Source organism: Streptomyces sp. NRRL B-24484 (genome assembly GCF_000717715.1).
GTDB lineage: Bacteria > Actinomycetota > Actinomycetes > Streptomycetales > Streptomycetaceae > Kitasatospora.
The window spans coordinates 114162-140851 of the sequence record NZ_JOAI01000037.1 but is presented as its reverse complement, the minus strand read 5'-3'; the positions used below and the strand labels follow the sequence as shown (position 1 = coordinate 140851).

25 protein-coding genes are annotated in these 26690 nt (G+C 75.2%); 10 read left to right on the top strand and 15 right to left on the bottom strand.

The window, feature by feature from the left end; genetic code table 11:
• Positions 1–13: 13 nt before the first annotated feature.
• The 3 genes from IE98_RS0128830 to IE98_RS0128815 all read right to left on the bottom strand — a co-directional run bounded on the left by IE98_RS0128830 (position 14) and on the right by IE98_RS0128815 (position 4553).
• On the bottom strand, positions 14–964 hold the full coding sequence (locus tag IE98_RS0128830) for an alpha/beta hydrolase (RefSeq protein ID WP_030273930.1): 951 nt from the start codon (positions 962–964) through the stop codon (positions 14–16).
• 585 nt (positions 965–1549) lie between these two features.
• Positions 1550–3829, bottom strand: coding sequence for an ATP-dependent RecD-like DNA helicase (locus IE98_RS0128820; RefSeq protein ID WP_052391092.1), 2280 nt, complete (start codon positions 3827–3829; stop codon positions 1550–1552).
• A gap of 169 nt (positions 3830–3998) precedes the next feature.
• Entirely contained in the window at positions 3999–4553 is a 555-nt protein-coding gene (locus tag IE98_RS0128815) for a TetR/AcrR family transcriptional regulator (RefSeq protein WP_199922982.1), read from the bottom strand.
• 181 nt (positions 4554–4734) lie between these two features.
• Between IE98_RS0128815 and IE98_RS0128810 the strand changes: the two genes are divergently transcribed.
• On the top strand, positions 4735–5496 hold the full coding sequence (locus IE98_RS0128810; protein WP_030273922.1) for an SDR family NAD(P)-dependent oxidoreductase: 762 nt from the start codon (positions 4735–4737) through the stop codon (positions 5494–5496).
• A gap of 69 nt (positions 5497–5565) precedes the next feature.
• Here the strand turns inward: IE98_RS0128810 and IE98_RS0128805 are convergent, their stop codons facing one another.
• The gene (locus IE98_RS0128805) at positions 5566–6201 is read right to left on the bottom strand and encodes a DUF1345 domain-containing protein (protein ID WP_030273920.1); all 636 of its coding nucleotides are present in this window, start codon (positions 6199–6201) and stop codon (positions 5566–5568) included.
• Positions 6202–6581: 380 nt separating this feature from the next.
• Here IE98_RS0128805 and IE98_RS0128800 point away from each other — a divergent pair, with 380 nt between their 5' ends.
• Positions 6582–7409 (top strand): DUF4232 domain-containing protein, encoded by an 828-nt coding sequence (locus IE98_RS0128800; RefSeq protein WP_052391091.1) that lies wholly within the window; start codon positions 6582–6584, stop codon positions 7407–7409.
• An 83-nt stretch (positions 7410–7492) separates the two neighbouring features.
• On the opposite strand, the gene IE98_RS0128795 is transcribed toward IE98_RS0128800, so the two are convergent.
• Positions 7493–8521: a hypothetical protein gene (locus tag IE98_RS0128795; RefSeq protein WP_052391090.1), complete on the bottom strand. Its 1029-nt coding sequence runs from the start codon at positions 8519–8521 to the stop codon at positions 7493–7495.
• A gap of 234 nt (positions 8522–8755) precedes the next feature.
• Here IE98_RS0128795 and IE98_RS0128790 point away from each other — a divergent pair, with 234 nt between their 5' ends.
• Positions 8756–9283: a hypothetical protein gene (locus IE98_RS0128790; protein ID WP_030273915.1), complete on the top strand. Its 528-nt coding sequence runs from the start codon at positions 8756–8758 to the stop codon at positions 9281–9283.
• A gap of 87 nt (positions 9284–9370) precedes the next feature.
• On the opposite strand, the gene IE98_RS0128785 is transcribed toward IE98_RS0128790, so the two are convergent.
• Together IE98_RS0128785 and IE98_RS0128780 are read right to left on the bottom strand one after the other, a co-directional pair.
• Positions 9371–9736 (bottom strand): darcynin family protein, encoded by a 366-nt coding sequence (locus IE98_RS0128785; protein WP_030273913.1) that lies wholly within the window; start codon positions 9734–9736, stop codon positions 9371–9373.
• Between the two features lie 73 nt (positions 9737–9809).
• Positions 9810–10703, bottom strand: a complete 894-nt coding sequence (locus IE98_RS0128780; protein WP_030273911.1) for an NAD(P)H-binding protein — start codon at positions 10701–10703, stop codon at positions 9810–9812.
• A 104-nt stretch (positions 10704–10807) separates the two neighbouring features.
• On the opposite strand from IE98_RS0128780, the gene IE98_RS0128775 reads away from it, so the two are divergent.
• Positions 10808–11779 (top strand): LysR family transcriptional regulator, encoded by a 972-nt coding sequence (locus tag IE98_RS0128775; protein WP_030273910.1) that lies wholly within the window; start codon positions 10808–10810, stop codon positions 11777–11779.
• 32 nt (positions 11780–11811) lie between these two features.
• Here the strand turns inward: IE98_RS0128775 and IE98_RS0128770 are convergent, their stop codons facing one another.
• Both IE98_RS0128770 and IE98_RS0128765 read right to left on the bottom strand, forming a co-directional pair.
• Positions 11812–12819 (bottom strand): terpene synthase family protein, encoded by a 1008-nt coding sequence (locus IE98_RS0128770; RefSeq protein WP_030273908.1) that lies wholly within the window; start codon positions 12817–12819, stop codon positions 11812–11814.
• Between the two features lie 208 nt (positions 12820–13027).
• The gene (locus tag IE98_RS0128765; RefSeq protein WP_030273906.1) at positions 13028–13471 is read right to left on the bottom strand and encodes a DUF6234 family protein; all 444 of its coding nucleotides are present in this window, start codon (positions 13469–13471) and stop codon (positions 13028–13030) included.
• Positions 13472–13591: 120 nt separating this feature from the next.
• Between IE98_RS0128765 and IE98_RS0128760 the strand changes: the two genes are divergently transcribed.
• Complete coding sequence (locus IE98_RS0128760; RefSeq protein WP_159401104.1) at positions 13592–14050, top strand: hypothetical protein; 459 nt, start codon at positions 13592–13594, stop codon at positions 14048–14050.
• A 45-nt stretch (positions 14051–14095) separates the two neighbouring features.
• Here the strand turns inward: IE98_RS0128760 and IE98_RS52325 are convergent, their stop codons facing one another.
• Together IE98_RS52325 and IE98_RS45180 are read right to left on the bottom strand one after the other, a co-directional pair.
• Entirely contained in the window at positions 14096–14791 is a 696-nt protein-coding gene (locus IE98_RS52325; RefSeq protein ID WP_052391089.1) for a transglycosylase family protein, read from the bottom strand.
• 488 nt (positions 14792–15279) lie between these two features.
• Positions 15280–16845 carry a protein kinase domain-containing protein gene (locus IE98_RS45180; protein ID WP_052391088.1) on the bottom strand — a complete coding sequence of 522 codons (1566 nt, stop codon included), beginning with the start codon at positions 16843–16845 and terminating at the stop codon, positions 15280–15282.
• A 210-nt stretch (positions 16846–17055) separates the two neighbouring features.
• Between IE98_RS45180 and IE98_RS0128745 the strand changes: the two genes are divergently transcribed.
• A complete protein-coding gene (locus IE98_RS0128745) occupies positions 17056–17307 on the top strand; it encodes a hypothetical protein (RefSeq protein WP_030273901.1) in 252 nt (83 codons plus the stop codon).
• Positions 17308–17345: 38 nt separating this feature from the next.
• Here the strand turns inward: IE98_RS0128745 and IE98_RS0128740 are convergent, their stop codons facing one another.
• A complete protein-coding gene (locus IE98_RS0128740) occupies positions 17346–17981 on the bottom strand; it encodes a hypothetical protein (RefSeq protein ID WP_030273899.1) in 636 nt (211 codons plus the stop codon).
• 574 nt (positions 17982–18555) lie between these two features.
• On the opposite strand from IE98_RS0128740, the gene IE98_RS0128735 reads away from it, so the two are divergent.
• A complete protein-coding gene (locus tag IE98_RS0128735; RefSeq protein ID WP_052391087.1) occupies positions 18556–19260 on the top strand; it encodes a YrhB domain-containing protein in 705 nt (234 codons plus the stop codon).
• On the opposite strand, the gene IE98_RS0128730 is transcribed toward IE98_RS0128735, so the two are convergent.
• Positions 19224–20960: an RICIN domain-containing protein gene (locus tag IE98_RS0128730; protein ID WP_030273896.1), complete on the bottom strand. Its 1737-nt coding sequence runs from the start codon at positions 20958–20960 to the stop codon at positions 19224–19226. The genes IE98_RS0128735 and IE98_RS0128730 overlap by 37 nt on opposite strands.
• A 358-nt stretch (positions 20961–21318) precedes the next feature.
• Between IE98_RS0128730 and IE98_RS45175 the strand changes: the two genes are divergently transcribed.
• The 3 genes from IE98_RS45175 to IE98_RS49510 all read left to right on the top strand — a co-directional run bounded on the left by IE98_RS45175 (position 21319) and on the right by IE98_RS49510 (position 23350).
• On the top strand, positions 21319–22881 hold the full coding sequence (locus IE98_RS45175; RefSeq protein WP_052391086.1) for an RICIN domain-containing protein: 1563 nt from the start codon (positions 21319–21321) through the stop codon (positions 22879–22881).
• Positions 22882–23038: 157 nt separating this feature from the next.
• Entirely contained in the window at positions 23039–23167 is a 129-nt protein-coding gene (locus IE98_RS52055) for a hypothetical protein (RefSeq protein ID WP_267882369.1), read from the top strand.
• A gap of 42 nt (positions 23168–23209) precedes the next feature.
• Positions 23210–23350, top strand: coding sequence for a hypothetical protein (locus tag IE98_RS49510; protein ID WP_159401103.1), 141 nt, complete (start codon positions 23210–23212; stop codon positions 23348–23350).
• A gap of 588 nt (positions 23351–23938) precedes the next feature.
• Here the strand turns inward: IE98_RS49510 and IE98_RS0128705 are convergent.
• Both IE98_RS0128705 and IE98_RS0128700 read right to left on the bottom strand, forming a co-directional pair.
• Positions 23939–25840: a hypothetical protein gene (locus IE98_RS0128705; protein WP_052391085.1), complete on the bottom strand. Its 1902-nt coding sequence runs from the start codon at positions 25838–25840 to the stop codon at positions 23939–23941.
• Between the two features lie 163 nt (positions 25841–26003).
• Positions 26004–26651 (bottom strand): hypothetical protein, encoded by a 648-nt coding sequence (locus IE98_RS0128700; RefSeq protein WP_420706227.1) that lies wholly within the window; start codon positions 26649–26651, stop codon positions 26004–26006.
• Positions 26652–26690 lie beyond the last annotated feature (39 nt).

Genomic DNA, 26690 nt, shown 5'->3' with positions numbered 1-26690 from the left:
ACCGAGGCTACCGTCACGCGCCGGCGAGGAAGTCGCGCTGCCGCCCCGACTCCCGTTCGGTGACGGTCAGCGGGAACAGGGTGAACCCGTGCATCGCACCGGCGACGACGCCGAGGTCCACACGCGCTCCGGCCGCCTCCCAGCGGGCGGCGAGGAACAGCGAGTCGTCCAGCAGCGGGTCCTCGGTGCCGACGACGATCCGGGCGGGCGGCAGACCGCCGAGGTCGGCGAACAGCGGCGAGACCTCGGGACGGCGGCGCTGCTCCGGATCCCTGCCCGGGGTGAAGAGGTCGTAACTGCCCTGCAGGGTGTCGGTGTTGCTCAGCAGCGGCCTGGAGCCGAACAGCCGCTGGCTCGGCGTCATCGACAGGTCGTACGGGCCGAAGAGCAGGTGCGCCGCGTCGAACGCCCCGACGACGCCGTGCCGGTCGCGCAGGCGCAGCAGGGTCAGGACGCTCAGGTGGGCGCCCGCCGACTCGCCGCCGATCAGCAGCCGCTGTGTCCCGAACTCGGCACGGGCGTTCGCCACCAGCCACCTGGCGGCGGCCTCGCAGTCGTCGGGCCCGGCGGGGAAGGGATGCTCCGGCGCCAGGCGGTAGTCGACGCTGACGACGGCCAGCCGCGCCTCCTGGGCGAGTCGCCAGAGCCGCTCGTCCTGTCCGTCCGCGGAGCCGAAGACCCAGCCGCCGCCGTGGAGGTGCAGGTACACGCCCTCGACGTGCGGCGGGACGAACGTGCGGACCTTCACCCCGCCGCCGAGGACACGGTCCCGGCCCTGCGGCAGGCGCACCGGCGGGGTGTCGCCGGCGAGCCGGTTGCGCCGCAGGAGCGCCAGCAGGGCGGCGTCCGGTATGCGCGAACGCGTGGGGCGAAGGGCGGCGGCAGCCTCGAACTGCTCGTTGAAGGCCAGGGTTTCGGCGAGGCAGTCCTCGTCGGTCGGCGTGCTGCGGTGAACGGTCGTCATGTGCCCACGCTCGCAGGCGTCCGCGACAGCAGCCCGTCACCCTTTCCGGGTGATCCGGGTCACATGTCAGTCGTCGGGGCGGTCGGCGCCGTCGAGCAGGGGGCACTGCCCTCACGCGCTCCCCCCGACCACTCCGACTGGTCCGGGCCGTCCTCGGGGAGCCGGCGGACTCCGCTGCCGAAGGCCAGGAAGCGGGGCTGGAAAGCGGATTCGCCGGCCCAGGAGGTCAGGCCCCGCGCCCGGAACGGCGTCGCAGCCGCGTTCGGCGGCCAGCCCTTGGAGGCTGCGCCAGGCCTGCTCGGTGGTGGTCCGGGGTTCTCCGGTGAGGAGGTCCACCTGGCGGAAGGGGCGCGGGGCCGTGGGCAGGGTGGAGAGGTGGACCGGGGCTGCGGGGCCCTCGCGTTCGTCGTCGGCGCGCTCCTGCTCGATGATGTGCCGTAGTTCCTTCTTCCCCGACACCGGAACCTCCCCGTGGCAGCGCCGAGCCGTGTCGGGCCAGCCGTAGCGCCGAGGAGGCGGGGGCACGCGGTTGTTCCGGCCCCGCGGCGGCGCGGGTGGGCCGACGGTGCCGGCGGGGCCGGCGGTTCAGCACAGGGTTGCGCCGGTGCGGTGGGCGCGGGCCGGTTCGGGGAGGACGGTCGTGCCGGTGAGGGCCTCGTGGAGGCGGACGGCGAGGGAGGAGTTGCGGGCGGCGGCGGGTTGCTTGATCGCCGTCTCCAGGGCTTCGGGGTCGCCGACCAGGACCAGCATCCGCCGGGCGCGGGTGACGGCGGTGTAGAGGAGGTTGCGGCGCAGCAGCAGGTAGGAGGGGCCCGTCCTGGTGAGCGGGACGACGACGTACGGGTACTCGCTGCCCTGGGCGCGGTGGACGGTGACGGCGTAGGCGTGGAGGAGTTCGTCGAGCTCCTCGAAGGCGTAGAGGACCTTGCTGCCGTCGTCGTCGAGGGTGACGTGGAGATGGCGCTCCTTGTCGTCGATGGCGGTGACGCGGCCCGTGGAGCCGTTGAGGACGCCCTTGCGCAGGTCGTTGCGGACGGCGATGACCCGGTCGTTCAGGCGGAACGGCCGGCCGTCGCCCCAGTGCTGGGCGTCGCCGTCGTGGTGCGGATTCACCTCGGCCTGGATCGCCGCGGCGAGGTCCCGGGTGCCGGCCGGGCCCTTGGTGCTCGGGGCGAGCACCTGCACGTCGTCCGCGGTGACGCCGTACGCGGTGGGCAGGCGGCGGGTGACGAGGTCCACGACCGTTTCGGGGATCCGCGCGTCGGGGACGGGGAGGAACCAGAAGTCGCCGCCGCTGCGCACGGGCCGGCCGTGCCGGATCTCGGCGGCGTTGCGGGTGATGGCGCTGTCCGCGCTCTGGCGGAATACCTCGTCGAGTTCGGTGCGGGGGATCGCGCCGACGACGAGGAGGTCGCGCAGGACCTGGCCGGGGCCGACGCTGGGGAGCTGGTGGACATCGCCGACCAGCAGCAGGTGCACGCCCGGGGTGAGCCTGGCGAGGAGGCGGTCGAGCAGCGGCAGGTCGAGCATGGACGCCTCGTCGACGACGATCAGGTCCGCGTCCAGCGGGTCCCAGGCGTCGAACAGGTTCAGCGGGCCGGCGTCGTCGCGGGCCTTGCCGATCATGCGGTGGACGGTGGTGGCCGTCCGGCCGGTCAGTTCCTGAAGACGTTTGGCCGCGCGGCCGGTCGGCGCCGCGAGCCCCACCCGGCCGCCGGCCGTCTCGACGAGGTCGACGATCGACCGGACGGTGAACGACTTGCCGCAGCCCGGCCCGCCGGTCAGCACCGACACCGGTTCGGTGAGGGCCATCCGGGCGGCCGCCTCCTGGGCGGGGGCGAGCTCCACGGCGCTGTCGAACACGGGCAGCGGACCGCCGTCGCGCCACGGCCCCATCGACGCCAGACGGGTCGTGGCGGTGCGCAGGCGGGCGATCCGGGCGGCGACGGAGGTCTCGGCGGCGTGCATGCGCGGGGTGAACACCGCGGCCTGGAGCCGTCCCTCCCGGGGGACGTCCTGCACCACGACGCCGCCGGAGGCGACCAGTGCCCCGAGTTCGTCGGGCAGGAGTTCGGCGAGCGTCTCGTCGCGGAGGTTCTGCAGGGTGCGGTGGAGCAGTTGGCGTTCGAACAGGAAGCACTGGCCGTCGCGGACCGCCGCCGTCTCCAGTGCGTGCAGCAGGGCCGCCCGCAGCCGCTCGGGGCTGCGCTCCGGCAGGCCCAGCCACAGTGCGAGCCTGTCTGCGGTGGTGAAGCCGATCCCGTAGACCTCGGTGAGCCGGTAGGGGTGCTCCTGGACGATCTCCAGGACGTCCGCGACGTCGTGGGCCTCCCGGCGGACGGTGCGGAAGTGGTGGGCGATCCGCGGGGCGTGGGTGGGGGAGATGCCGGCGCCCTGCAGCAGCACCATCAGCTGCCGGATCTCCTGGTGGACCTGCCACGCGGCGACGATCTCCGCGTACCGCGCCGGGCCGATCAGGTGCACCTCCTGCAGCCGCTCCGGCGTGGTGTCGATGACCTGCAGGGTGTCCAGCCGGAAGGTGTCCACGATCGCGTCGGCCAGCTTGGGCCCGATGCCCCGCACCAGCCCGGAGGCGAGGTAGCGGCGGATCGCCTGCAGGGTGGCCGGTTCGACGTAGCGGCACTCGGCGGCGTGGAACTCCTCGCCGTACACCTGGTGCCTGCCCCGGCGGCCGGCCAGTTGCAGCGTCTCCCCGGGCTGCACGCCCAGCAGGGCCTCGCCCTTCGCTGTCAGCGTCCCGCCGTCCTCCAGGCCGAGGCGCAGGGCGGTGAAGCCGCCGCTGCCGACGTACAGGATCCGCTCGACGATGCCGTCCACCGTCTCCAGCTGCTGTTCCTCCGCCATCTCCCCACCTCCTCGCGGCCCCGCCGGCCCGGCGGGAGGATTCCCCGCGGGTCACCGCCGGACACGGGTCACCGGACACGGGCCGGCGATCTCCTCGGGTCCGGACGGTACTCCGGCGCACTGACGGGCGCTCGCCTCGGCGTTCGCCCCCTTCTCCGCGCGGTCGGCGTCAGCCGGCCGTGCCGTACCGGAGGCCGTCCATGGTCAGGTCGAGGAGGCGCTCGGCCTGTTCGCGCTGCTCGGGCTTGCCGGAGGCGAGGGCGACGCCGGTGAGGGCGGCGAACAGGTCCGCCGGGCTGACGTCCGGTCGGACCGTCCCGGCGGCGACCGCGGCGTCCAGGAGCGAGGTGAGGGCGGTCGTCATCAGTTCGCGACTGTGGGCGTAGGGGTTGACGCCGGAGTCGACGACGGCGCGAAGGGCCTCGGCCATCCCCAGCTTCGCGGTCGCGTAGTCGATGAATCGACCCATCCACGCGCGCAGCGCCTCGCGCGGCGGCAGGGCCGCCAGGAGGTCGGGGGCGGCGTCGCACAGCCGGCTCAGCTCGTTGCGGTAGGCGGCCTCGATCAGCGCCTCCCGGGTGGGGAAGTTCCGGTAGAGGGTGCCGGAGCCGACGCCCGCCTCCTTGGCGATCCGTTCGAGGTGCGCCTCCAGTCCGTCCTCGGCGAAGACGCGCACGGCCGCAGCGAGGATCTTCTCCCGGTTGCGCCGCGCGTCGGCCCGCATCGGGCGCCCGGTCTCTGTGGTCACGGGGTGGTTCCTCCGTCGTCGGTGCGGGGCGGCATTGCTAAGTGGAGGCGCCCCCGCTTATATTTCGAAGAACCGGCGGCGCCTCCACTTCCGAGTGTAGAGGCAGCGACCGCCGCCGTCCGCATGCGCGGACCCACCCACCTCAGAGGAGAGAACGATGTACCTCCCGCTCGAAGGCAAGGTCGCCGTCGTCACCGGCGGAGCGTCCGGCGTCGGCCTGGGCATCGCCGGGGAATTCGTGGACCAGGGCGCCCGGGTCGTCATCACCGACCTGCAGCAGGGGCAGCTGGACGAGGCGGTCGCCGCGATCGGCCCGAACTGCTCGGGCATCGTGGCCGACGTTACCTGCCTCGCCGACATGGAGGCGGCGTACCGCGAGGTGGTCGCCCGGCACGGGCGCCTGGACGCGGTCGTGGCCAACGCCGGCATCGGGGCGCACGCCCCGCTCGGCGCGATCACCGAGGAGCAGTTCGACCGCACCTTCGACGTCAACGCGAAGGGCGTCCTGTTCACCGTCCAGCCGGCCGTCGCGCTGCTGCCGCCCGGCGGCACGGTCGTCGTCATCGGGTCGACCGCGTCGATCCGGCCCCCGGCCGGCATGGGGCTGTACGGCGGGTCCAAGGCGGCCGTGCGGGCCTTCGTCCGGTCCTGGATCCAGGACATCAAGGGCTCCGGCATCCGCATCAACGTCCTCAGCCCCGGCGCGGTGGACACCGAGTCGCTGCGGCGCGCCCTCGGCGCGGCGCAGGGAGCCGACGCCGTCCCCGACGCCGTCCGCGCGATGGGCGAGGGCAACCCCACCGGCCGGCTCGCCGACCCCCGGGAGATGGGCAGGGCCGCGGCCTTCCTCTCCAGCGACGCCGCCGGCTTCATCACCGGTGTCGAACTCTTCGCCGACGGCGGCATGGCCCAGGTCTGACGCCCCGCCCGCGGGCCGGTCGCGGTCGGTGGGACCGGCTGCGGCCGGCGAGGTCGGAGAGGGGCGTGCCTAGCCGGTGACGATCCCGGTGACCAGGTTGATCGTGGTGGCCAGGATGCTCGTGCCGAACACGTACGAGAGCAGGCAGTGGCGCAGCACGACGGCACGGATCGCGGAGGTGGTAACGCTGGTGTCGGAGACCTGGTACGTCATGCCGAGGTTGTAGCTGAAGTAGAGGAAGTCCTTGTAGGACGGCGGCTCGTCGGAGTTGAAGTCGATCCCGCCGGTCGGGGGCTTGAGGTAGAGCTCGGCGTAGCGGGCGGCGTACATCAGGTGCAGCGACGCCCAACCCAGGAAGACACCGGCCAGCGCGGTCGCCGCGGCGGCGTGGCTGTCGGCGGACCTGCCGAGCAGGAGCAGCAGCACGATGCCGGTGAGGCCGCCGAGCGCCGCCCCGACGACGACGAGCTCCTCCAGGACGGGCCGGAAGTCCTCGCGCCGGGCGTTGTGGCGGGTCGCGGCGGCGTCCATCGGCCACAGCGCGATCCACCCGGCTGCGACGAAGAAGGCCTGGGTCGCGGTGATGCCCGCGAGGACGCCCATCGACAGGTCGCGCAGCAGCCCGACCAGGACGCCCACCGCCGCCCCCGCGACCAGCGCCCCGTTCAGTCGGGGCAGGGCGGACCGCAGTGACCACAGGCTCATGGGGCCCCACAGTAGCCACCCCTGACGCGCCCGAAGCCCACCCGCGCCGGGTGGCCGCCGCTCCGCCTGTCTCGGTCCTTCGTGGTCGGCGGGACTGTGACAGGGCTGTTGCCGGAAGTGTGACAGGCGTCACGGCAGCTGACGCCCTGTCATGATCAGCTCGGCGGATGCATCGTTCCCGTACCGCTTCCGCAGTCCTCCTGGCCGCCGGGCTCCTGGTGCTCACCGCGTGCGGCTCCCGGACCGCCACCGGTTCGCAGGCCGGCGCCGCCCCGACGGGCGCCCTGTCCGCCTGCGGTGTGCCGGTCAGGCCGTCCGCATCGGCATCGTCCTCGGCGTCGGTGCCTGCCGGAGGTCCGGCGGGGCGGGAGGTGCGCGGGGTGAGGATCACGGGCTCGGGCCCGCTCTGCACCGAGTTCGAGGTCACCAACCGGGGGAGCGAAGCCTTCACCTACACGGTCACGTTCACGCACCTGTCGCCGTCCGGCCAGGCGATGCGGGTCAGCAAGCAGACGGTGCCGGACGTCGCGCCCGGGCGGACGGTGACGGGCACCGTCGCGGCGAGCACCCCCACGCCGTCGCCCGCCCTGACCGAGCAGCACCTGCCCGGCGCCACTCCCACCGGCGCGGGGGCGTCCGGCTCCGCAGGCGGCGGCTCGGTGCGGATCACCCGGGTGCGCAGCGTCCCGAGCAAGGAGGCGGCCGCCGAGACCGGGCCCTGCCCGCCGTCCGGGACGCGGGTGTACGCCGACGAGGGCGATGCCGCGATGGGCCTGCGCGCCGTCGGTCTCCACCTGGAGAACTGCGGAGCGGGCACCGTCCGGCTGAACGGCTATCCGGAGCTCCAGGTCATCGACGAGGAGCACCGGCCCGTCGGCGCGGTGCAGGTCCTGCACGGCGGCAGCGCCATCTCGACCGGCACCGGCACCGACGAGCCGCCGCGGCCGATCACCCTCGGCCCCGGCGAGCGGGCCTACGCCGGGCTGGTCTGGCGCAACACCGTGGACAACCTGACGGTCGACCCGGTGAACGCCCCGTACCTGAGGGTCCGCGCGACGGCGGATGCCGCCCCGGTGACGGTGATCCCGGAACTCGACCTGGGCACCACGGGCCGGCTCGCCGTCGGCGCCTGGAAGAAGGACCAGACCGAGGACCGGCCGCGGAACACCGTCCCCTCGGGCGTCCCGACGATCGGGCTGACGGGCTGACGGGCTGACGGGCTGACGGGCTGACGGGCCGACGGGCCGGAGGGTCGGCGGGGCGGCCGGCGGAGGGCGCGGGTGCGGCCGGATCAGCGGCCGCAGGCGCGGCACGGCGGACGGGTCCGGCGCCGGTAGGACAGCGCGGCCATGCCCAGGCCGAGCCCCCAGAGCCAGTAGGCCGGCATCGCCACCCAGAGGAAGGACAGCGGCAGCGCGCCGTCATGGGCCACCGGGTGGACGGTCTCGCCCACCAACTGGCCGATGCCGACCCCGAAGTACACCAGCAGGCCGACCGAGATCGCACAGGCCGGCACGAGCAGCACCGGAGGCGGCACGCGCCGCCCGCCCAGCAGCGGCAGCCGGCGGGGGAGGACCCGTCCCCACCGGTGCACCAGCGACAGCGGCAGCACGGTGCCGGCCAGGACGAAGCCCACCTCGAACACCGCCAGGGACGCGGCCTGCGGTGCGCTGAGCCGCCCCGGTCCGGCGAACCCGAGGGCGTACTGGGCGAGGATCCGCAGCCAGCAGGAGGCGACCGCGCCGTACGCGGCCCACCACGCCCAGCGCTCCGGCCCGGCCGGCGGACCGGGCCGGAGCAGCGGGCCGGTGCGGCTGCACCGCGGGCAGTCGCCCCACCACCGGCGCCGGTGGCCGAGCGCGGTGGCCGCCAGCAGCAGCGCGACGCCCAGGCAGCCGGCCCGGCTGAGGAAGCCGGTGAGCGAGAACGGGATGTGCAGGCCCGGCAGCAGCCCGCCGACCACGTCCAGCAGCAGGAACGGGCAGCTGAGCAGCAGCGCGCCGGCCGTCGCGGCGGCCGCTCCGAGCAGCAGCGGCCTGCGCCCGCGCGCCGTGTGCAGGGCCCGGGAGAGCACCGCCGCGGCCGCGCACAGCACCACGGCGGCCCAGCCCGGGAAGACCAGCAGGTCGGTGCCGAAGCGACCGAAGGACGGGGCGTGGCCGAGCGCCCACCACGCCTGCAGGAGGCCGTAGCAGGCGGCCGCGGCGAGCGCGGCCGGTGCCGCGCGGACCGTTCGGCCCGGGGTGTTCTCCGCGGTGGGACCGCCCGCCGGGGGCGGCCCCGACGCGGTCGGAGCGGCTCGCTGTGCCTGATCTGCCATGCCGTCCACGCTAGGTCGGCCCGTCGGGACCGGTCATCGGCCGACGGGAGGACGGGGGGCTCCTCCGTGCGGGCGAACCCGGTTGCTGCGCAAGGAGGATGACGAACCGTCCTGTCCTGCCCCGGGTGGAGCGCCGATCCGGCGCTGCCGGTCCGGAGGCCTGATCGCCACCCTCAACGGCCTTCCGTGCCTTCGGTCTTCCGGTTGTCGTACCCGTGGCGGAGGATCTACGCCATGACGCAGCAACAGGCGAACGGACCATCGCCGGCCGACGCGGCCGGCGCGTACCTGCAGGAGCTCGGCGAGCGGCTCAGGGCCGACGGCTGCCAGGTGACGGCGACCACCTGGGGCGACCACGCGGTGGTGGTCGGGAACCGGGGGGACCGCAAGCTGCGGTGGTTCGGCACCAAGACCGAACTGTTCGTCCTCGCCGCCGCCGTTCCCGAGGTCGACACGGTCGCACTGACCGAGTTCACGGCCTGGGCGATGGAGCGTTCCAAGCACCTCCGCAGCGGCCTGCCCGGTGCCCGCAACGCGGCGACGGTGCTGCCCGCCCTGATCGGCGACACCGTCCAGCCGTCCGCGGCGCAGTGGGCCGCGGCGGACGCCCGGCTCCTGGGCACCACCCTGCTCGGCCGGCCGATCGCCGTGCAGACCGCGCCGTCCGGGAGGGCCCGGGTCACCATGTACCGGGGCGGCACCGCCTGGGGCGGGCTGTTCACCAGGCACGTCCTGGAGAAGGCGGCAATGTACTTCCCGTGACCTCACCGACGTCCGGGCCCGTGTCCTTCCCCGGCCGCAACCGGCGGCGGGGGGGGGGGCGGGCCCGTCGCGCGAGCGGGCGGCGGGTCAGGTGCTGACGGTGGCGACGGGTTCGAGGCCGTAGGTGCGCGCGTAGCCGTTCTCGGTGCCGACCAGGAGGTCGACCACCTCGAAGTAGCGGTCCCAGAAAGGGGTTTCGCGCAGGGCGTCGACGAGCAGCCGGTGTGCGTGGTGGTCGTCGGCCTCCCACACCCAGACGTCGGTGACGCGGGCCGAGTAGAACTCCGTGTCGTAGAAGCGCGAACGGACACCGGTGGTCCTGGCCCGGACGGCCGGCAGGACCTGGGTGGTGAAGGCGTCCACGCGTTCCTGGACGGTCAGGGCGAGCCACTCGGGCGTGGTCCTGACCAGGATGAAGGCCGTGACCGGCGGTTCGGTTCGTTCAGCGGGCATCGGGGTGCCTTCCGTGCGGCAGGTGGGTCCAGGTGCACCGGGCACTGCGCGTGCCGGTGCCGGGAGTCGGGGTTCAGGCGAGGACGGCGGGCTTGAGGGTCTGCGCGCACCACTGCTCGAAGCCGGTGGGCGACGCGGTCTCCGGGGTGCGGGCGACGCCCGCGTCGAGGCCCTCGTCCTTGGCCCGCTTCATGTCGACGATCCCCTGCACGAACGCCTCGTCGAGGCCGTAGCCGACCAGGGTGGTGCGGAGCTCGTCGAGCGGCCGGCGTTCGTAGCGGACGGGGCGGCCGAGCTGCTCGGTCATGATGCGGGCCAGGTCGTTGGGCGAGAGGTCCTGCGGCCCCAGGACCGGGACGCTGCCGGTGCCGGTCCAGGAGCGGTCCAGCAGCAGGCGGGCGGCGGCCGCCGCGATGTCGGCGACGGCGACGAGCGGGGCCTTGCGGTCGGCGTCCACCACGTCGGTGAAGACGCCCCGCTCGCGGATCGAGTCGACCTCCTCCAGCAGGTTCTCGAAGAAGGACGGGTTGGCCAGCGCGCGGTAGGCGACGCCGGTGCCGGCGATGAGGTCGTCCATGGCGAGGGAGGCCGTGACGAGGCCGGCCCGGTCCGCGAGCGGGGTTCCGCGGCCGAGCGCCGAGACGCCGACGACGTGGCCGACACCGTGGTGTGCGAGCGCCGCGGCGGCGGGACGGGTGAAGCCGCTCCAGGTGTCGTACGGGGTCAGTGAGGCGTCCGGGGGCACGAGCCAGAAGACGGCGTCCGCGCCCTCGAAGGCCCGGTCGACGACCGCGGCGTCCGCGTGCGAGCCGGTGACCACCTCGACGCGGCCGTGCACGGCGTCGGGGAGCCGGGCGGGATCGCGCACGATCACGCGCAGTTCCTCGCCCGCGGCGGGAGCGGACTCCAGGAGCAGGGCGAGCAGGCGGCGGCCGATGTTCCCGGTGGGAGCAGTGATGACGATCATGAAAACCTCGCAGGTCGTGCCGGTTCGGTACGTCCTTCATCCTGCTGAGGGCCCACGCCGTGCCACAATGGGAACTTCGGCACGGAATCATTGCTCGGAATGGAATGATGCTGGTGAACAGCCCGGATCCGGTGATCGACGCCAATCTCGCCCTCGCACTGGACGCGCTGCTGGCCGAGCACAGCGTGACCCGCGCCGCCGCACGCCTGCACACCTCGCCCGCCGCCATGAGCCGCACCCTCGCCCGGCTGCGCCGCATCCTCCAGGACCCGCTCCTCGTCCGGGCCGGGCAGGCCATGGTCCCGACCCCCCGCGCCGAGGCCCTGCGCGAGGAGGCCGCCGCGGTCGTGCGCAGCCTCGGGGCGCTGCTCGGCCCCGGCACGAGCGTCGACCCCGCCGGTCTGGGCAACACCTTCACCCTCCAGACCGCCGACCTGGTCGGTGCGGCGCTGGCCCCCGGGCTGCTGGAGCTGGCCGGGCGGGAGGCGCCGGGGGTCTCGTTCCGGATCCGCGCCGAGGAACTGGAGGCCGGACCGGCACTGCGGGACGGCCGGATCGACCTGGAGATCGGCTCGATCGACCACGTCGACCCCGAGACACGGGTCGAAGAACTGGTCCGCCTCCGCATGGTGGCGGCCGTCCGTCCGGGTCATCCGCTCACCGAGGGGCAGCTGACCCCGGCCCGGCTGGCCGCGGCCCAGCACGTCGCGGTCAGCCGCCGCGGCCGGTTCACCGGCCCGCTCGACACCGCACTGGCCGCGCTGGACCTCCGCCGGCGGGTCGGCGTCGTCCTCCCCGGCCACCTGGCCGCGATGACCCTCGCCGCCCGCAGCGACGTCGTCTGCCTGGTGCCCGCCGCACTGCCCGGCGCCGCCCCCTCGCCGCTCACCCACGACGCCGGCGCCCTCGGACTGCACCTCCTCGACATCCCCCTGGACCTGCCGCCCCTGACCATCGGCATGGCCTGGCACCCCCGCCACACCGCCGACGGCGCCCACCGCTGGCTCCGCGCGGCCGTCCGCCGCACCCTCTGCCCACCCGCCGCGGCACCCGGGACCACCGCCGCGGAGGCCTGATCCGGTCTGCCGCGAGGGAGCCGGCGGACGGGTCAGGGCCCGAAGAGGTCGTCGAAGTGGCCGGGCCCGGAGCGGGGCAGGACGTCCAGGGCGGTGCGGTACCTGGTGGTCTCGGTCTGCCAGGCGCGGTAGCCGCCGATCCAGGCGCTCATGACCCGGACGTACGTGTCGACGGAGGCGCGCTGCGGGCCGTCGAGGCCGAGCCGGCAGCACATCCCCGGCACCTCGCCCGCGAGGTGCCGGAAGTCCTCGACCCGCCGTGCCACCGCGCTGTTGGCGGCGGCGAGGGCGCCGTCCCGGGAGAGGCCGCGCTCGTGCTCGAGAACGAGGACGAGGTTGTCGATGTCGCCGCGGGCCTCCTCCTTCTCCAGGGAGCAGACGTCGTTGCACATGATGGGGACGTCCACGGCGATGTCGCGCATGCGGCGCAGCTGCGGGGCATGGAACGCGACCGCGGGGACGCGGATGCCGGCCGCGCGTTCCCCGAGGGACACGGGCAGCGCGGTCGCGGCGACGCCCCGGCGCACCTGCAGGAAGCTCTCCATGCCGCTCGGGGTGCCGCGGAGCCGGTCGAGGGCCTCGTGCGGATGCGCGGCGAAGTAGTACTCCCACTCGTGGGCGACCCGTGCCGTCCACCCGGGCGGTGCGCCGTGGACGCTGCGCCGCCACAGGTCGGCGAAGGCCGTCGTGCACGGGTCCGCACCGGTCCGGGGCGCGACCCCGTGGACGACGTCGATCAGCCTCCGGCACACCGCGGCGACCCGGTCGGGGAGACTTCCGAGTGGCCCGTCGAACTGGTCGTCGAAGACGAAGAAGAACGCCATCGCGTCGGCGCACAGGTCCAGTGCCGGCCCCTGCGCGTAGGGGAACCCGTAGGCGGCGAGCCGCGGTACGTCCCAGGAGGCGTACCAGTCGAGGGCGCGCCCCTCGCCGACGAGGCGGTGCCTGCGCACCCAGGAGAGGTTGCGCCGCCGCGCGGCCGTCAGGTCCGGGCTGACCGCCGGAGGGAAGGGAAGGTGGAACTCCGTGTCCTGGGGCACTCGTCCTCCGCGCCGTCGGGCCGACGAACCGCCGGCATGCTCCGCTCGCTGGCGATTGCGACCCTAGACGAGACATTGCAGCTGACGGTCCGTCATGAACCGTTCCGCCTCCGGTGGGTGCTGCTTCCGGCCAGGTGCGGGCGGCGTCGACCGGTGCGGTGCGGGTGGGTGCTGCGGGGCGGGCGGGTCCTGTGGTGCGGGGCGCGGTTCAGCCGCCGGAGTACTTGCACTCGTCGTTGGTGCCGCCGCTGCGGCACGGGCCGTAGCCGTACGGCCGGACCTGTTCGGTCGTGGTGGGGGAGGGCGTCGGCGCGGGGTGCCCGCCGGGAGTGGCGGGGGAGAGCAGGAGCGCCGTGAGCAGGCCCGCGACCAGCGCGACGAGACCCTGGGTGACGGCCGTGATCGGGGCCTGCCGGCGCAGGGCGTGGGCGACCACCCCGGCGACGACGGCGGTCACCCCGATGACCGCGGTCTCGCCGCCGGTGCTCGGGGACATGCCGTCGTACTGCGCGGCCCAGCCCGCCGTGCCCACGGCCAGCAGCGCGTACCCGAGGACCACGGCGGCCGGCAGCAGCCCGGCGAGGGCCGCGAGGAGGTCGCCCGCCCGGGAGAGCCGCTGCGGCGCCGTCCGCGCCGGATGGATCGTCGTCATGACGGCAGCACACACCATCCGCCGCCACGAGCAGCTGAGTACCCGTACTCAGCTGCGCCCTGACGTGCGCTCACCCGGTCCGGGGCGTGTGTTCGGCGGGCCCCGCTCGTTGGACCGGGCGTGACGGGTGCTGCGGGCGAAGGGCCGGTGCTGTGGGCGCTGGTGGTGCGGGAGACGGACGACGGCACGCTGGTGGCCGAGATCGTCGTCGAGGTCGACGAGGGCCACTGGGGCGGACTGGCGACGGACGCCTGGGAGAGCGGCTTCGTGGCCGTCGGCCGGCCGCCCGCCACGACGGGGACGGTGCAGGTCCGCGGCGGGCGGTTCGTGCGGCTGGTGCTGATCGGCGGGCGCGAGGCGTGGGAGCCCGACCCCGTGATGGACGCTCCGGCGGCGTGGCTGGAGGCCGCGGCCGAGGCCGGCGGGGTGCTGGTGACCGTGGTGCCGCCCGGCACCTGGCCGACCGGTCTCGCCGACGTCGCACCGGGCCGCCGGGCGCAGGAGTTCGCGGACCGGCTGGACGAGGCACGGGCCGGCGGGGCGGCGCTGCAGGGCGTCGCCGATGTCGACCTGGAGTGATGTCGGCGTGGGCTTCTATCGACCCGGTGGAGCCGGTGTTCGGGCTCAGGGGAGGCGGAGGGTCTGACCGGCCAGGATGAGGTCGGGGTCGTCGCCGACGGGGTCGCGGTTGGCCTCGTAGAGGGCGGGCCAGCCGCCGGACACCTGCTGGGCCACGGCGATCGCGTCGAGGGTGTCGCCGTCCTGGACCACGACGGTGGCGGTGTCCGCCGGGCCGGGGTCGGCGGCCGCTGCCGCATCGGACTCGGTGGCCGCTGCCGCCTCGGGCTCGGTGACGGCGGGCTGCCGGGCGGCGTGCTGCTGTGCGGCGTGCTGCTGCGCCGGGCGCGGCGCGGGCACCGTGTGGTGGGTGCCGGCGCGGGCGCCGCAGACGGGCCAGGGGGCCAGGCCCCGGTGGGCGGCGAGGTGTTCGGCGACGGCGATCTGCTGGTCGCGGGTGGCGAGGTCGGGACGGGCCGCGTACGCGGTGCCGCCGTTGGCACGCCAGGTGGACTGGTCGAACTGCAGGCCGCCGTAGTAGCCGTTGCCGGTGTTGGCGTGCCAGCGGCCGCCGCTCTCGCAGGCCGCGACCGCGTCCCAGTCGATCCCCGGCCCGGCGGTTCCCTGCCCGGCGGTCGGCGCGGCCGCGGTGGTGACGGTGTGGGCCGATGCGGCGAGGGCTGAGGCGGTGGCGGTGGTCCACAGGCCGGCGGCGCAGGCGAGGGCGAGGAGTAACGGCAGGATCCGGCGGACGACGGACATGGCGGAACACACTCCCCGAGAGGGTCGGCGATCGGACGGCCGGCGCCCCGGGGCACCGCCCTTCCAGCGATCGCACACACCGCGGCCGGGTCCCGGCCGACACCCCGGGAACATCACCCGCCCGGCCCCTCGGCGCCACCCGTGCGCCGCACCGCACCGCACCGCACCGCACGGCCGGCCGCCGGTGTGCCGACGTGTCGCGCGGCCTCGCGCACTCCCGTGTGCCGCCGGGAATCCGGCTGCGGAGAACACGGGCGCGCCTCGCGCGTCCCGGCCGCGGTCGGCCGTATGGTCGTTCCGACGAGGCGGTTCCCGCCCCGTCCCCCGTACCCGGCCCGGCCGCCCTCCCCCCTGGTGGCCGGGCCGTGTCGTGTCCACCGGGCCCGGCCGATCGTGCGCCGGCGATTCCCGGGCGTCGACCGCCGTGATGCCCCTCGTCGACGCCGCGGCCGGCGTGGACCGCGGCACCGCCGCGCGAGCGGCTCGCCTCAGCCGGGACCGGCCGTACGCCCGAGAGCCTCCTCGGCGTGCTCGACCATCCACCGGTTCGGGATGCGGGCGCCTACCTCCAGAACGCCCGCGTAGTGCTCGCGTGCCGCCGGGAGGTCCCCCGCGCGCTCCTCGCACCTGGCCAGGTTGTACAGACTCCACCCGGCCAGTTCCTCCTCGCGGGTGCCCCGTGCGACGTGCACGGCCGCGGCGTAGTGCTCCTTCTCCCGGAGGGGATCCCCGTCCTCGGCCGCCAGCTCGGCCAGCTGGTGGTGCGTCCAGCCCGCGGGCGCCGTGCAGCGCTCGTCCTCCGCCACCGCCAGGGCCTGCTCGAAGTAGCCCCGGGCCGCCTCAGGCTCGCCCTTCTTACGGCGGTGGGTGCCGAAGTTGTGCAGACTCCAGGCCCGCATCAGCGGGTCGCGGGTCTCCTCGGCGATGCACGCTGCGCGCTGGTAGAACCGCAGGGCCATGTCCGGGTCGTCGGCGCGCCAGCGGCAGGACCCGAGTCCGTCCCAGGCCCAGCCCTCCTGCAGCCGGGCGTGCAGCCGGATCGCCAGGTCGAGCGCCGACCAGTAGGTGTCCTCGGCCCGCGGCACATCGCCGCGGTCGCGCTCGCGGGTCGCCCGGCGGAGCAGTTCGTCGATGTCGTCCGGACCCGGTCCGGTCGCCTCCGCAGCCGCTACCGCCCCCACGGCCTGCGAGACCTCCACGGCCTGCGAGACGTCAGTGGCCTGCGAGACGTCAGCGGCCTGCGCGACCTCGCGCAAGGAGGCCGCCGCGACGGCGGCGGCAGGACGCTCCTCCGGTGCAGTCCGCAGGAGTTGACCGATCAGCTGTGCCAGAGCGCCGGCCCTGGTCATCGGCTCCGGGACGCCGCGGCCGACCGCCAGGAGCACCTGCAGGACGGATTCCCCGGGGAACGGGAACCGCCCCTCCACCGCGCAGTACAGCGTCACCCCGAGCGACCACATGTCGGACGCCGGGGACGACGCCCCGTTCCCGACCTGCTCCGGGGCCATGAACTGCGGTGTCCCGGGCGGCATGTGCGTCGCCGTGATCGTGACCTCGTCCGGCACCGAGGCGATCCCGAAGTCCGCGACCACCGCCCGGTCGCCGGCCAGCAGGATGTTGGCCGGCTTGACGTCCCGGTGGACCACGCCCGCCGCGTGCGCGGCGGCCAGGGCGGACGCGACCTGCGCCCCGATCCGGGCCGCCTCGACGACCGCGAGCGGTCCCGACGCGACGGCGTCCCGGAGGGAACGCCCCTCCACGTACTCCATCACCATCCACGGCACGCCCCGGTGGTCCGCGAACTGGTCGAACACCGTGACGATGCCGGGATGGCGGAGGTTCCCGGCCGCCCGTGCCTCCCGTTCCGCCCGCGCCAGCTGCACCGCGCCCGCCTCGGCCGACGGTCCCGCGGTGACCACGAGCCGTTTGAGTACCACGCGGCGGCGCAGGCGCTCGTCGTACGCCAGCCAGGCCTCCCCCTGGCCACCTGCGCCCAGCTTCCGTTCCAGCCGAAACCGGCTCCCGACTTCCTCGACCGTGTCCGGGTGCGTCATGGAGCCACGTAAGCACGCCGCGGGCCGCCGGCGCAGCCGTCTGCCACGGAACCCGGTCGCGGAACCGGCGGGTTGACCTTGACCCCGGGTCAGGCCCCGGGCTGGAGCACATGGCGAACTCGACCGCGAACGCGGCGTCCCACCGGAAGTCCCACCCGCGCGGCTCGCCGGTGGTCGCGGGTCGGGTATGAGAACCGAGGGCACTCGCGCATGTCGCTGGTCTCCCGCAGCGCCGGGAACCGTGCGGCCGGCGACCCCCGCACCGAGGGACTCACCGGGGGGCAGCACTTCCTCGCCGACCCCTCCCTCCTGCCCGTCCTCCAGGGCCGCCGGCAGCGCTCCGGCGGTGACGTCCGCTACGAACTGCTCTCCCGTCACGGAGAGGACGACCGCCCGGGCTTGACCCGCCTGACTGCCCTGATCGAGGCGAAGGTCCGCGCGGGCGGCGTCGACAGCCCGTGAGCCGCGGCCGGGCGGACCGGCCGCGGCGGCGGGGCGGCTCAGTGCAGGGGGCCGCAGAGCGCGGGGGCGGTGGCTTCCTGGGGCAGGGCGGGGTTGAGCTCACTGGCGCCCAGGACGTCGTCGTACCGGCCGTTCTTGTTGTAGTCGATGCCGTGGACGACCACCACGGCGTTGTCGCGGCGGACCTGTTGGGCGACGTCGGCGGTGACGTGGATCGTGCGCGAGTAGGTGAAGGTGCCGGTGGAGGGGAACCGGTCGACGGCCAGCGCACTGGCGGGGCTCGTGTCGCCGCTGGTGGTCAGCGACGTGCCGATCGGACCGTAGGCGGGCAGGCCGTCGGCGGTCGAGGTCGCGAGGCGGCCGTTGTGCAGGGTGGAGTCCGCGGCGGTCGGGCACTCGCCCGAGCCCTTGACGTGGATGTGCATGGCGTGCGGGGCGTGGTTCAGCAGGCCGCGGACGTGGACGGTGATCCTGGCTTCGGTGCCGTGCAGGTTCACGGTGGCGTTGCCGATGCCGTGCACCCGGTTGTTGGCCACCGGCAGCAGCAGCGCCATGGTGAACGTGTTCCGCCGGTCGGCGCCGTGGTGTCCGGTGCCGCTGTCGGCGGTGGCGACCGCCGCGCCGAGCGGCACGATCAGCGCGGCGATCGCGGTGGGGATCAGGACCTTCCTCATCGGGTACCTCCCCGGGAGGTTGAGGAGAGTGCGCGTGACGGGCCCCGGCCCCGGCGTGCTCGCGAAGCGGGTCCGGAGTGCCGGAGGCACGGTGTCCGATGCCCGTCACACGCTCGTACCCCTGGTTCGGCGGCCGGGTCCCCCCGGATGGGTCGGATCGCCGGTGCGATTCCCCCGGGGGCGTCCTCGGCCGCGAGGGGCGGACTCCGCCGTTCCGGATCCCCGATGGTAAAGAATGGGCAAACCCGCGGGTCGATCGGCCCGTTTCGCCCTCTCTCCCAGCAACAGCCCAACGAGGGACGGGACGGTCCGGCGGCGACCCTGGTCGGCGCCGCCGGATCCCCCGGCCCCCGTGGCTGCCGCGCCGGCCGGGTGCCCCCAGCAGCCCGGCCGGCGCCTGCCGCCCCACCACCGAGCCTGCCCCACCACCGCACCCGCCCCGGGGCCGCGCGGCGTGACCGGGGCATCGTCGATCTGCACCTCCCACTTCCACGTGGGACCGAGCACCGAGCTCCCCGCCGCACGAGGGCCGGGATGCCGGAAACCCGGTTGTGCCCTGGTGAATGATGGTGCGGTGATCACCCAGGAGAGGGCCGCCGAGCTGGTGGAGGACCTCCTCGCACAGAACTGGCGGGGAGAAGCGGAGGTCGCCGTCGACAGCGTGCGCGACCATGCCCTGGGGTGGCTGGTCGGCTGGAACGCGGTGGAGTACATCCGGACGCGCGATCCGCACGCGATGCTCGTCGGAGGCGGCCCGTACCTGGTGGACAAGGAGGACGGGAGCATCTATCACATTCCGGTCCTCACAGCCGCGGACGGCTGGGAGAAGCACTTCCTCTGGCGGTTCAAGGGCGTCCGGCCCGCGGACCTGCCCGACCCGGTGGCTCCGGCCGTCCGCGCCGTCCTGCGAACCGACGGTCCCATGGCAGCCGTTCGCCACCTGCGCAAGCATGCTCCCGCCCTCGGCATCGGCCGGGCGAAGGCGTACGTCCGGGCGATGGCCGACGGAGGAGACCCTCCCCAGGACCTGGTCGACCTGATCTGGCACCCCGAGCCGCGGGGCCCCTTGCCCATCGACCGGCTGAGCGGGCCGGCGCAGTGGTCGCCCCAGGTGTCACCTGCCCAGGCCGGCGGCGCTGTACCACCTCTCGGTCGGCACAGGTCCGGGAGGTGCCCGGAGCTGAGCACCTCCCTGCCGCGCGCCGAGGGCGACGGCCGGAACGCGGACCGGGCCGGCGCAGGTCAGACGGTGGTGAAGAGGAAGTCGTCCTTGTCGTAGTAGTTGGGCTGGTGGACGACCGGTGAACCGGCCCTGGCCGGGCCGGGCCAGATGCCACCGGGACCGAGCAGGTGGTCGGTGTAGTCGCTCTTGGTGACGCACGGGACGAAGTGCAGGCGGAAGGCGGCGGGTCGGCTGCTCGCGACGGCCTTCCACAGCTGCTCCCGGCGGTCGGCACGGCACTCCTGCAGGACGACGGCGACCACGTTGCCGCCCGCCGTGGTGCCGTCCAGGCACTGGCCGCCGGCCGCGTTGCGGACCTGCAGCAGCCCGCTGCTGTTCTGCAGGAACTGCCAGCGCTGCGCCGCACTGCCGTCGCAGGTGCCGAGGTGCACGCCGCCGCCGTCCCGGCCACCGGGGTCGTCGGGCAGGACGCACAGTCCGCTGCGCACGTTGACGAGGCGGAAGGCGGGGATCCGGGAGGTGGGCGAGGGCGACGGGGTGTCAGCTGCCGTCGGTGGGACGGGCGCGGGGGAGCCCCCGTCCGGCGCGGGGGAGACGGGTGTCCACGGCGCGGGGGCGGTCGGGGAGGACTTCGGCGGGACGGCGGCCCGGGAGGCGGCGCGGGACGGGGAGGCCGGCGGGGCGGCCGCGGTGGGTGCGGCGCGGTCGGGGGCGATGGTGGCGGCGGCCACGGTCAGGATGCCGAGGCCGAGCGCCAGGAGGGCGAAGACGACCGTCCGGTCGGAGTGGCGCTGCGGCCCGGCACCGGCCGCGTCCGGGTCGGACGGCCCGGTGGACGACGGGAGCGCCACCGCGCTCGCGACCGGCACCGGGACCGGGACGGGGGTCGCGACTGGGACGGGGACCGGGGCGGGGGGCGGCGTTCCCTCCTGCGGAAGCGAGGCGAACAGGCCTGCGGGAAGGGCCGGCAGGACCACGGTGTCCGCCGCCTCCGGCGCTTCCTCGCCCGTGCGCCGGTCACCCGTCCGCTCCTCGCCCGTCCACAGCAGGAGTCCTGCGCGGAGCGCGGGGCGCTGCCAGGTGTGGACGGCGGCGAGGTCCGCGCGGGCGCGGGTGCAGTCGCCGCACCGGGCGAGGTGGCGGTCGAGGGCCTCGTCGGTGTCGCCGCGGCGGACGGTGTCGCCGAGCCTGGCGACCAGCTGACGGCAGCTCCGGCGGGGCGCGTGCACCACGTAGTACTGCAGGTAGGCGCCGTAGAACCGCGCCACGACCTCCGGGTCGGGCAGTCCCGCAGCAGAGGCATCGGCATTGGCGTCCGCGGCGTCGTCGGTGGCAGGGGACGGGGGAGCCGGCTCGGGCGCGTCGTCGAGGGCCTGCCACACGGCGGCCCGCAGGGCGTCGGGCAGCTTCCGGAAGACCTGGAGGAGGGCCGAGTCCTCCTCGGCCGCGACGACGGCGGCCTGCGCGCACTGGGCCGAGGCGTTCGGGCGGGGAAGGGTGCGGAGCCAGGCGGCGAACGCGGGTGACAGCAGGTCGGCACGCCCGCTGTCCGCCCACGTGGCGGCGGTGCGCCGGGCGGCGGCCAGCAGGGCCGGCTGCCGGGCGTGCTCCGGGTCCGTCCCGCGGAGGTCCGCGGCGAACACCTCCTCAGTGAGTTCCCGGGCGGCCCGTGCGTCACGGCACAGCCGACGCGCGTAGGCGATCAGCGCCTCGCTCTCGCGGGTGGTCAGTGGGCGTACGGCGGGCCGGCGGGTGCGTTCGGCGTCCGACGGCGGATCGGCGGCTGGGTCAGACAACGGCATTCCTTGCTTCCGTTCGGTTCCTGCAGGGGAAGACCGGCCTGGCGGCCGGACGTCCTGCTTTTTTGCCAACTCGTTATGCGGCGGCCGACCGGTGTCGCGGTGCACCAACGGATGACCGCGAACGATCCAAGGGAGCACGCGCGGACGCCCGCCGCCGCCGGTGCGCGGTACGGCGCCGGGGGATCCGGTGGACCCGGTGCCCGCCCGGCCCGTGGCTCCCGACCTGCGACGACGGTCTGCGCGGGGCCATGACACACTGGCCCGCAATCCGGCCGGAAGTCGACGATCCCGGGGCCCGAACCAGCCGGGCCGTTCGCCGCCCGGCCACCCCCCGCACGAACAGGAGCGAAGGTTGAGCGCATCCGCGACGGTCCGTCAGACGACACTCGATCACCTCGGCGACGCCGAACTGGCCGCACTGCTGCGCGACGGCGGCCCGCTCGCCGGCCCGGCCGTCCAGGACGTGATGGGCGAGGTCTTCGCCCGCCACCACACCGCCGTCCTCGGCTACGCCCGCACCTGCTGCCGCGACACGGCGACCGCGCACGACCTGGCCGCCGAGGCCTTCGCCCGGACCTACCGCGCCGTCACCGCCGGCGCCGGCCCCCAACACGCCTGGCGCCCCTACCTGCTGACGTGCGTGCGGCACGTGGCCGTGGAATGGTCCCGGGACCGCGCCCGCACGCTGCTGTCCGACGACTTCGAGGCCTGGGCCGAGTCCCTGCCCTGCGGCCAGGACGTCGACGACGCGCTCCTCGCCGCCGAAGAGGGCTCACTCGTCCTGCAGGCCTACCGGTCGCTCCCCGAACGCTGGCAGGCCGTCCTCTGGCACGCGGTCGTCGAACGCGAACCCGCCGCAGCCACCGCCAAACGCCTGGGCCTCACCGTCAGCGGCACCGGCTCCCTCGTCGCCCGCGCCTGCGAGGGCCTGCGCGAGGCCTACCTGCGGGCCCACCTCACGACCACCGCCGACGACGAATGCCGCCACTACGGCAGCATGCTCGCCGCGTCCATCCGCCGGCCCGACAAGCGCACCACCCGCCACCTCGACCGCCACCTGCAGAACTGCCCAGGCTGCGCCCGCGCCGAACGCGACCTGCGCGACCTCAACGGCCGCCTCGGCGCCGTCCTGCCCGCCGGCATCCTGCTCTGGGACCCGGCCGGCCTCTGGTCGTCCGCCGCAGGGCACGGCCTGCACCTGGCCGCCGCCAAGCTGGCGGCCGTCTCCCGGTCCGCGGCGGCCAAGTGGACGGCGACCGCCACCGCGTTCGCCGGTGCCGCCGCGGCCGTCGTCGTCCTGCTGCCCGGTGCCGGCGGTGCACCGGCCGGCGGCGCGCCGGCCACCCCCGATGCCGCAGCCGTGCGTCAGGAACCGACGCTTCCGGCGGCGCCGGTCGCAGCCGTCGGGGTCGCCGAGTCCTTCCGGCCCGAACCGGCCGTCGCCAGCGCCACGCCCAGCCGGAAGGCCACGCCGTCGGTCTTCGCGCCGCCGCCCGGCTCCCGTGCCTTCGTGAACCGGACGACCGGCCTGTGCGCCCAGGCCGACCCCGGTGGTGCCCTCACGCAGCGGCCCTGCCGCCGGACCGCCGGCCAGACCTGGATCGTGATCCCCGGCGACGCGGGAGTGCAGATCAAGAACGCCGGTACCGGTCGCTGCCTGGCCACCGGCGGCCGCACGACCGACGGCGCCCCGCTCGTGCAGCAGGACTGCGCGGGCGAACACGAGGGCACCGTCTGGCGGTTCTGCGGCGACCAGGTCGTCAACGCGGCGAGCGGCCTCGTCCTCGGCCTGGAAGGCCGCTCCGGGGACGGCGGTCCGGGCGCCGGCGGTCCGGGCGCGGGCGGCCGACTGGTGCAGCGCCCGTACGACGACGGCCCGGCGGTCCGCTGGCAGCAGCGCCCGGTCGGCGCGTAGGCGCCGCGCGCCTCCGGACCCGGACGTACGGGACCGGCGGAGGCAGCCCCGCAACGGACACCCATCGGGCCCGTTCCCCGCATGTGCGGCGAGGAACGGGCCCGGCGTGCCGGCCGTCGGGCACCGGGCTGAACTGACGGTTGACCAGGGGAAATAGGTGCGCATGCAGCTGGGGCTCGGCGAGGCGGACGCAGGGCTGCCGCTCGGCGTCTGCGTTGCGGCGGACTCGCCGCAGGGGTTCGGGGTGACGCCGGGCCCGGTGAAGGACATCTGCCGCACGTCGTAGGACCCCTGTCCGTACCAGCCGTGGAAGTACACCGTCAGCTCGGTGGTGTCCGCGCCCGTGGTGACCTGCAACGACAGGCCGTTCCAGTCGCTCTGGGAGGACCAGGTGGCGACCGGTTCGGTGCCGGAGCCCGAGACGCCGACGAACACGTACGGGCCGCGCACCGAGGCGGACAGCCTGTAGCTGGAGTTCGGCTGGACCCGGACCCGCTGGGTGCAGCCGGCGTAGCTGTCGGCGGTCGGCCGGCCGGTGACGTAGTGCTCGTGCGGGAGGTGGCTCCGGGAGGTGGTCGGCTCGCAGTCCCAGATCCACGGGACGGAGTCGAAGCTCCCGTTGACGATCAGTTGGACGTCGGGCAGGGCGGCCGTCGCCGAAGGTGCCAGTCCGAGGCCGGCGCCGGCCAGGACGAGTGCGACGACGGCGAAGCCGACGGGCAGCCGGGGGCGATCGCGACGGCCGGCCGGACGGGTGGGTGCACGCATGCCTTCTCCGAGCGGGAGTTCCGAATGGGCTGCGGTGCGAGGGAGTCGACGACACCTTGGTGGATGCGGCCTTCGCCGTCAAGGGGGACCGGGGGCGGCGCGGACACCGGTGCGGCCCTTCACGGTTGCGCCCCTCACGGTTGCTTCCGGCGGAGGTCGAGCAGCATCACGTCGTGGAGGTCCGCGCCCGTCCCCCGGGACCGCCCCTCGCCGATCCTGCGGTACCCCCACGCCCGGTGGGCCGCCGACGCCGCCCGAACACCCGGATCCTGTGGGGCTCCTGGCGGCCTCAGCGGCCGCGGCCGAAGAGCCCCCGCAGCCCGCGGGGGCGGCTCGGGGTGGGCGCTGCCGGCGGGAGCTGCGGGGCCGGCGGGGCGGCGTCTTCGGCGGCGTACGCCTCGACGTTGCTGCGGCGCCGGTCGATCAGGTCCTGGGCCAGGGCGCGGGACTGTTCGTCGAGCCAGGGACAGGCGAGCACCAGGGTGCAGACCGAGGTGAGCACGGTGACGTCGCGCTGCTCGTAGGCGGAGGCCACCGCGTTCAGGCGGGTGCGCAGCCGCTGCCCGATGTCCTGGCGGGTGGCCGGGTGCGTCCAGCCCACGGCGACCAGGGCGAATCCGGCCGCCTCCACCACCCAGTCCTCGGACCCGAGGAGCAGGTCGAGCAGGACGCGCCGACGGTCGGACCGCGACCAGGGCTGGTCGGTGCGGTGGTGGGCGATGCCGAGGCAGGCGAACACCTGGACGGCGCGGACCCACAGTTCGGGCTGGTGCGCCAGCAGTGCCCGGCCGAGCTCGTCCTCGCGCGGGGCCGGCGGGTGCGCGAGCACGCCGAGCAGGTCGTCGAGCGGCACGCCCGCCAGCCGGACCGCCCGGTCGTACGCCGCGGGCGGGTGGGCCCAGTGGATGTCGGCGGTCCGGCGGACGAGTTCGGCGCTCTCCGGCGAGGGTGCGGCGACGGCCGGCAGCGGATCGAGACCGTCGTACCGCCAGATGCGGACACCGACCGGCCGTACCGTCAGGCGCGGGTCGGGCTCGCGCAGTTCGCGGTAGCTCGCCGAGCCGCGGGGGAAGGCGAGCCGCAGGGCGAGCAGCGCGCTGGGCGGTTCCGGCTCCGACATCTTGATGGTGAAGCCCTCGGCCAGCGCGTCGTTCGGCTCCGCCAGCAGCTGGTGCAGGACGTCGATCGAGGCCTCCACCACCTGGGGCACGATGCCGAGCCAGGGCGTGCGGTGGCAGGCGCGGGCGAGCAGTTCGTCCGCCAGGGCGTGGTCCGGGTGGGTGCGGAGGTGGTCGGCCAGGGCGAGCAGGTGGTCCGTGCCGCCGTCGATCCGGTGACGCAGGCCGTGCAGCAGCGGCGCGGTCGTCGGGTGGTCCGGCTCGTGGCGCAGCGCCGCCTCCACCCGGCGGAGTCCCCCCTCGGGACGGCCGGTGGCCGCGTACAGTTCGGCCACCTCGCCGGCGAGACGGCCGTCGAAGGGCCCGTCGTCGAGGGTCGCCTCCCAGACCGCGAGTGCCTCGTCCGCCTCGCCGGCGGCGCGCAGGGCCCGGCCGAGCATGAGGGCCTGCACGCGGCCGGGTTCGATCCGGTGCGCCCGCCGGGCCCGCTCGACGGCGCGGTCGGTGGCGCCGAGCAGGCGCGGCAGGGCCGAGGCGACGGCCAGCAGGTGCGCGTGGTCGGGGTGCCGGTCCAGGACGGCGGTCACGAACCGGTCGAAGGGCAGCAGGGCGGTCCGGACGGCCTCCGGCAGCGGCTCCCCGAGCGTGGTCGTGGCGCGGGCGGCCGCACGGGCGACCGCGTCCGGGGAGATCAGGTCCGGCAGGTCCTCGCGGAGCAGCCAGGCCGCCTCCGCCCAGGGCAGGGAGGGCTCGGCCGCCATCACGGCGGCCAGTGTCTCCACCGCGGTGTCCCGGTCGCCGGCGGCGGCCCGCAGGTGGGCGTGGCAGGCGGTGACGCCGGGGGAGGTCTCGCCCGCGACGGGGAAGTGCTCCAGGGCCCGGGCCGGGCCCCCGGCGCGGGCGGAGAACCCGGCCAGGGCCTCGTGGACTTCGGGCAGCGCCGGGTCCGTCGCCGTCGCGGCGGCCAGGTGTGCCGCCGCGTGCGGGAGGTCGCCCGCGTCCGTGGCGAGCCGGGCCACGGCGACCTCGCCCTCCGCCGTCCGCTCGTCGCCGCACTCGTCGTGCCGTGCCATCTCGTCCCCCCCGTGATCCGCGTCCGTACCGACGCGTCAGCGGCCGGGGGACGTCCTTCCGACGGACCGTTCTACCGGAACGCCGTTCGGCGGTCGCACCTGGCCCCGACGTGTACGGAGTCCCGGAGGGGGTCGGCCCGCGGCGGACCGGAGCGGGGCCGGTTCAGTCGAGGGTGTCGGGTGCGGGGCGGGTCCAGAGGGTCAGGTCGCTGCTGGTGGCGACCGCGAGGGTGCGTCCGGACGGGGAGAAGCCGGCGGCCCGCAGCTCCGACCGGGTGGAGTCGAAGACGTGCCACCAGCACTCGCCGTGCGGCCCGTTGTGCGGCGCGCCGCCGTCGGTGGACAGCAGGACGCGGTCGTGCGGCCACTCGGGGCTGACGACCTCCAGCGTCCACCCGTCCCAGGTGGTGGTGTGCAGGCCGCCGCCGAACAGTCCGGCGATGCGGACCCTGGTCCCGGCGAGCGGGCCGGGGCCGGGGCAGGAGAGGTCCGGCCGGGCGTCCGGGGTGAGGTCGTCGGGGTCGGGATCACGGTCCCGGGCGATCCGCTCGCCGGTGACGGCGTCGAACAGCCCGTGACCCGCGACCGAGACCGCCATGACCAGGTCGCGGCCGTCGTCCGGGGCGGGGGCGAAGCCGATGCCGAGCAGCCCGCCGACGGGGATGGACCGCTCCGCGACGGGACGCCACGGCGCGGGCGGCGGGACGACGGGGACGGACAGCAGCCGCTCGCGCAGGCGCCGCTGGTGGTCGGAGATCACGAACTTCCACGCCTTCCGCCGGGTCGCACCCCTGGAACGATGACGGGACATCCTGTCACGGTCCGCCCCCGCAGCCCCCGGTGGCTGCTC

Bases quoted from the DNA above. Each gene is read 5' to 3' on its own strand.
- IE98_RS0128775 (WP_030273910.1), top strand. From the start codon at position 10,808: ATGATGCTGGTGAACAGCCCGGATCCGGTGATCGACGCCAATCTCGCC.
- IE98_RS0128700 (WP_420706227.1), bottom strand. From the start codon at position 26,651: ATGTCCCGTCATCGTTCCAGGGGTGCGACCCGGCGGAAGGCGTGGAAG.
- IE98_RS0128785 (WP_030273913.1), bottom strand. From the start codon at position 9,736: ATGCCCGCTGAACGAACCGAACCGCCGGTCACGGCCTTCATCCTGGTC.
- IE98_RS0128805 (WP_030273920.1), bottom strand. From the start codon at position 6,201: ATGAGCCTGTGGTCACTGCGGTCCGCCCTGCCCCGACTGAACGGGGCG.
- IE98_RS0128705 (WP_052391085.1), bottom strand. From the start codon at position 25,840: ATGGCACGGCACGACGAGTGCGGCGACGAGCGGACGGCGGAGGGCGAG.
- IE98_RS0128815 (WP_199922982.1), bottom strand. From the start codon at position 4,553: ATGCGGGCCGACGCGCGGCGCAACCGGGAGAAGATCCTCGCTGCGGCC.
- IE98_RS0128790 (WP_030273915.1), top strand. From the start codon at position 8,756: ATGACGCAGCAACAGGCGAACGGACCATCGCCGGCCGACGCGGCCGGC.
- IE98_RS0128740 (WP_030273899.1), bottom strand. From the start codon at position 17,981: ATGAGGAAGGTCCTGATCCCCACCGCGATCGCCGCGCTGATCGTGCCG.
- IE98_RS0128795 (WP_052391090.1), bottom strand. From the start codon at position 8,521: ATGGCAGATCAGGCACAGCGAGCCGCTCCGACCGCGTCGGGGCCGCCC.
- IE98_RS0128820 (WP_052391092.1), bottom strand. From the start codon at position 3,829: ATGGCGGAGGAACAGCAGCTGGAGACGGTGGACGGCATCGTCGAGCGG.
- IE98_RS0128810 (WP_030273922.1), top strand. From the start codon at position 4,735: ATGTACCTCCCGCTCGAAGGCAAGGTCGCCGTCGTCACCGGCGGAGCG.
- IE98_RS0128830 (WP_030273930.1), bottom strand. From the start codon at position 964: ATGACGACCGTTCACCGCAGCACGCCGACCGACGAGGACTGCCTCGCC.
- IE98_RS0128780 (WP_030273911.1), bottom strand. From the start codon at position 10,703: ATGATCGTCATCACTGCTCCCACCGGGAACATCGGCCGCCGCCTGCTC.
- IE98_RS0128745 (WP_030273901.1), top strand. From the start codon at position 17,056: ATGTCGCTGGTCTCCCGCAGCGCCGGGAACCGTGCGGCCGGCGACCCC.
- IE98_RS52325 (WP_052391089.1), bottom strand. From the start codon at position 14,791: ATGTCCGTCGTCCGCCGGATCCTGCCGTTACTCCTCGCCCTCGCCTGC.
- IE98_RS0128765 (WP_030273906.1), bottom strand. From the start codon at position 13,471: ATGACGACGATCCATCCGGCGCGGACGGCGCCGCAGCGGCTCTCCCGG.
- IE98_RS45180 (WP_052391088.1), bottom strand. From the start codon at position 16,845: ATGACGCACCCGGACACGGTCGAGGAAGTCGGGAGCCGGTTTCGGCTG.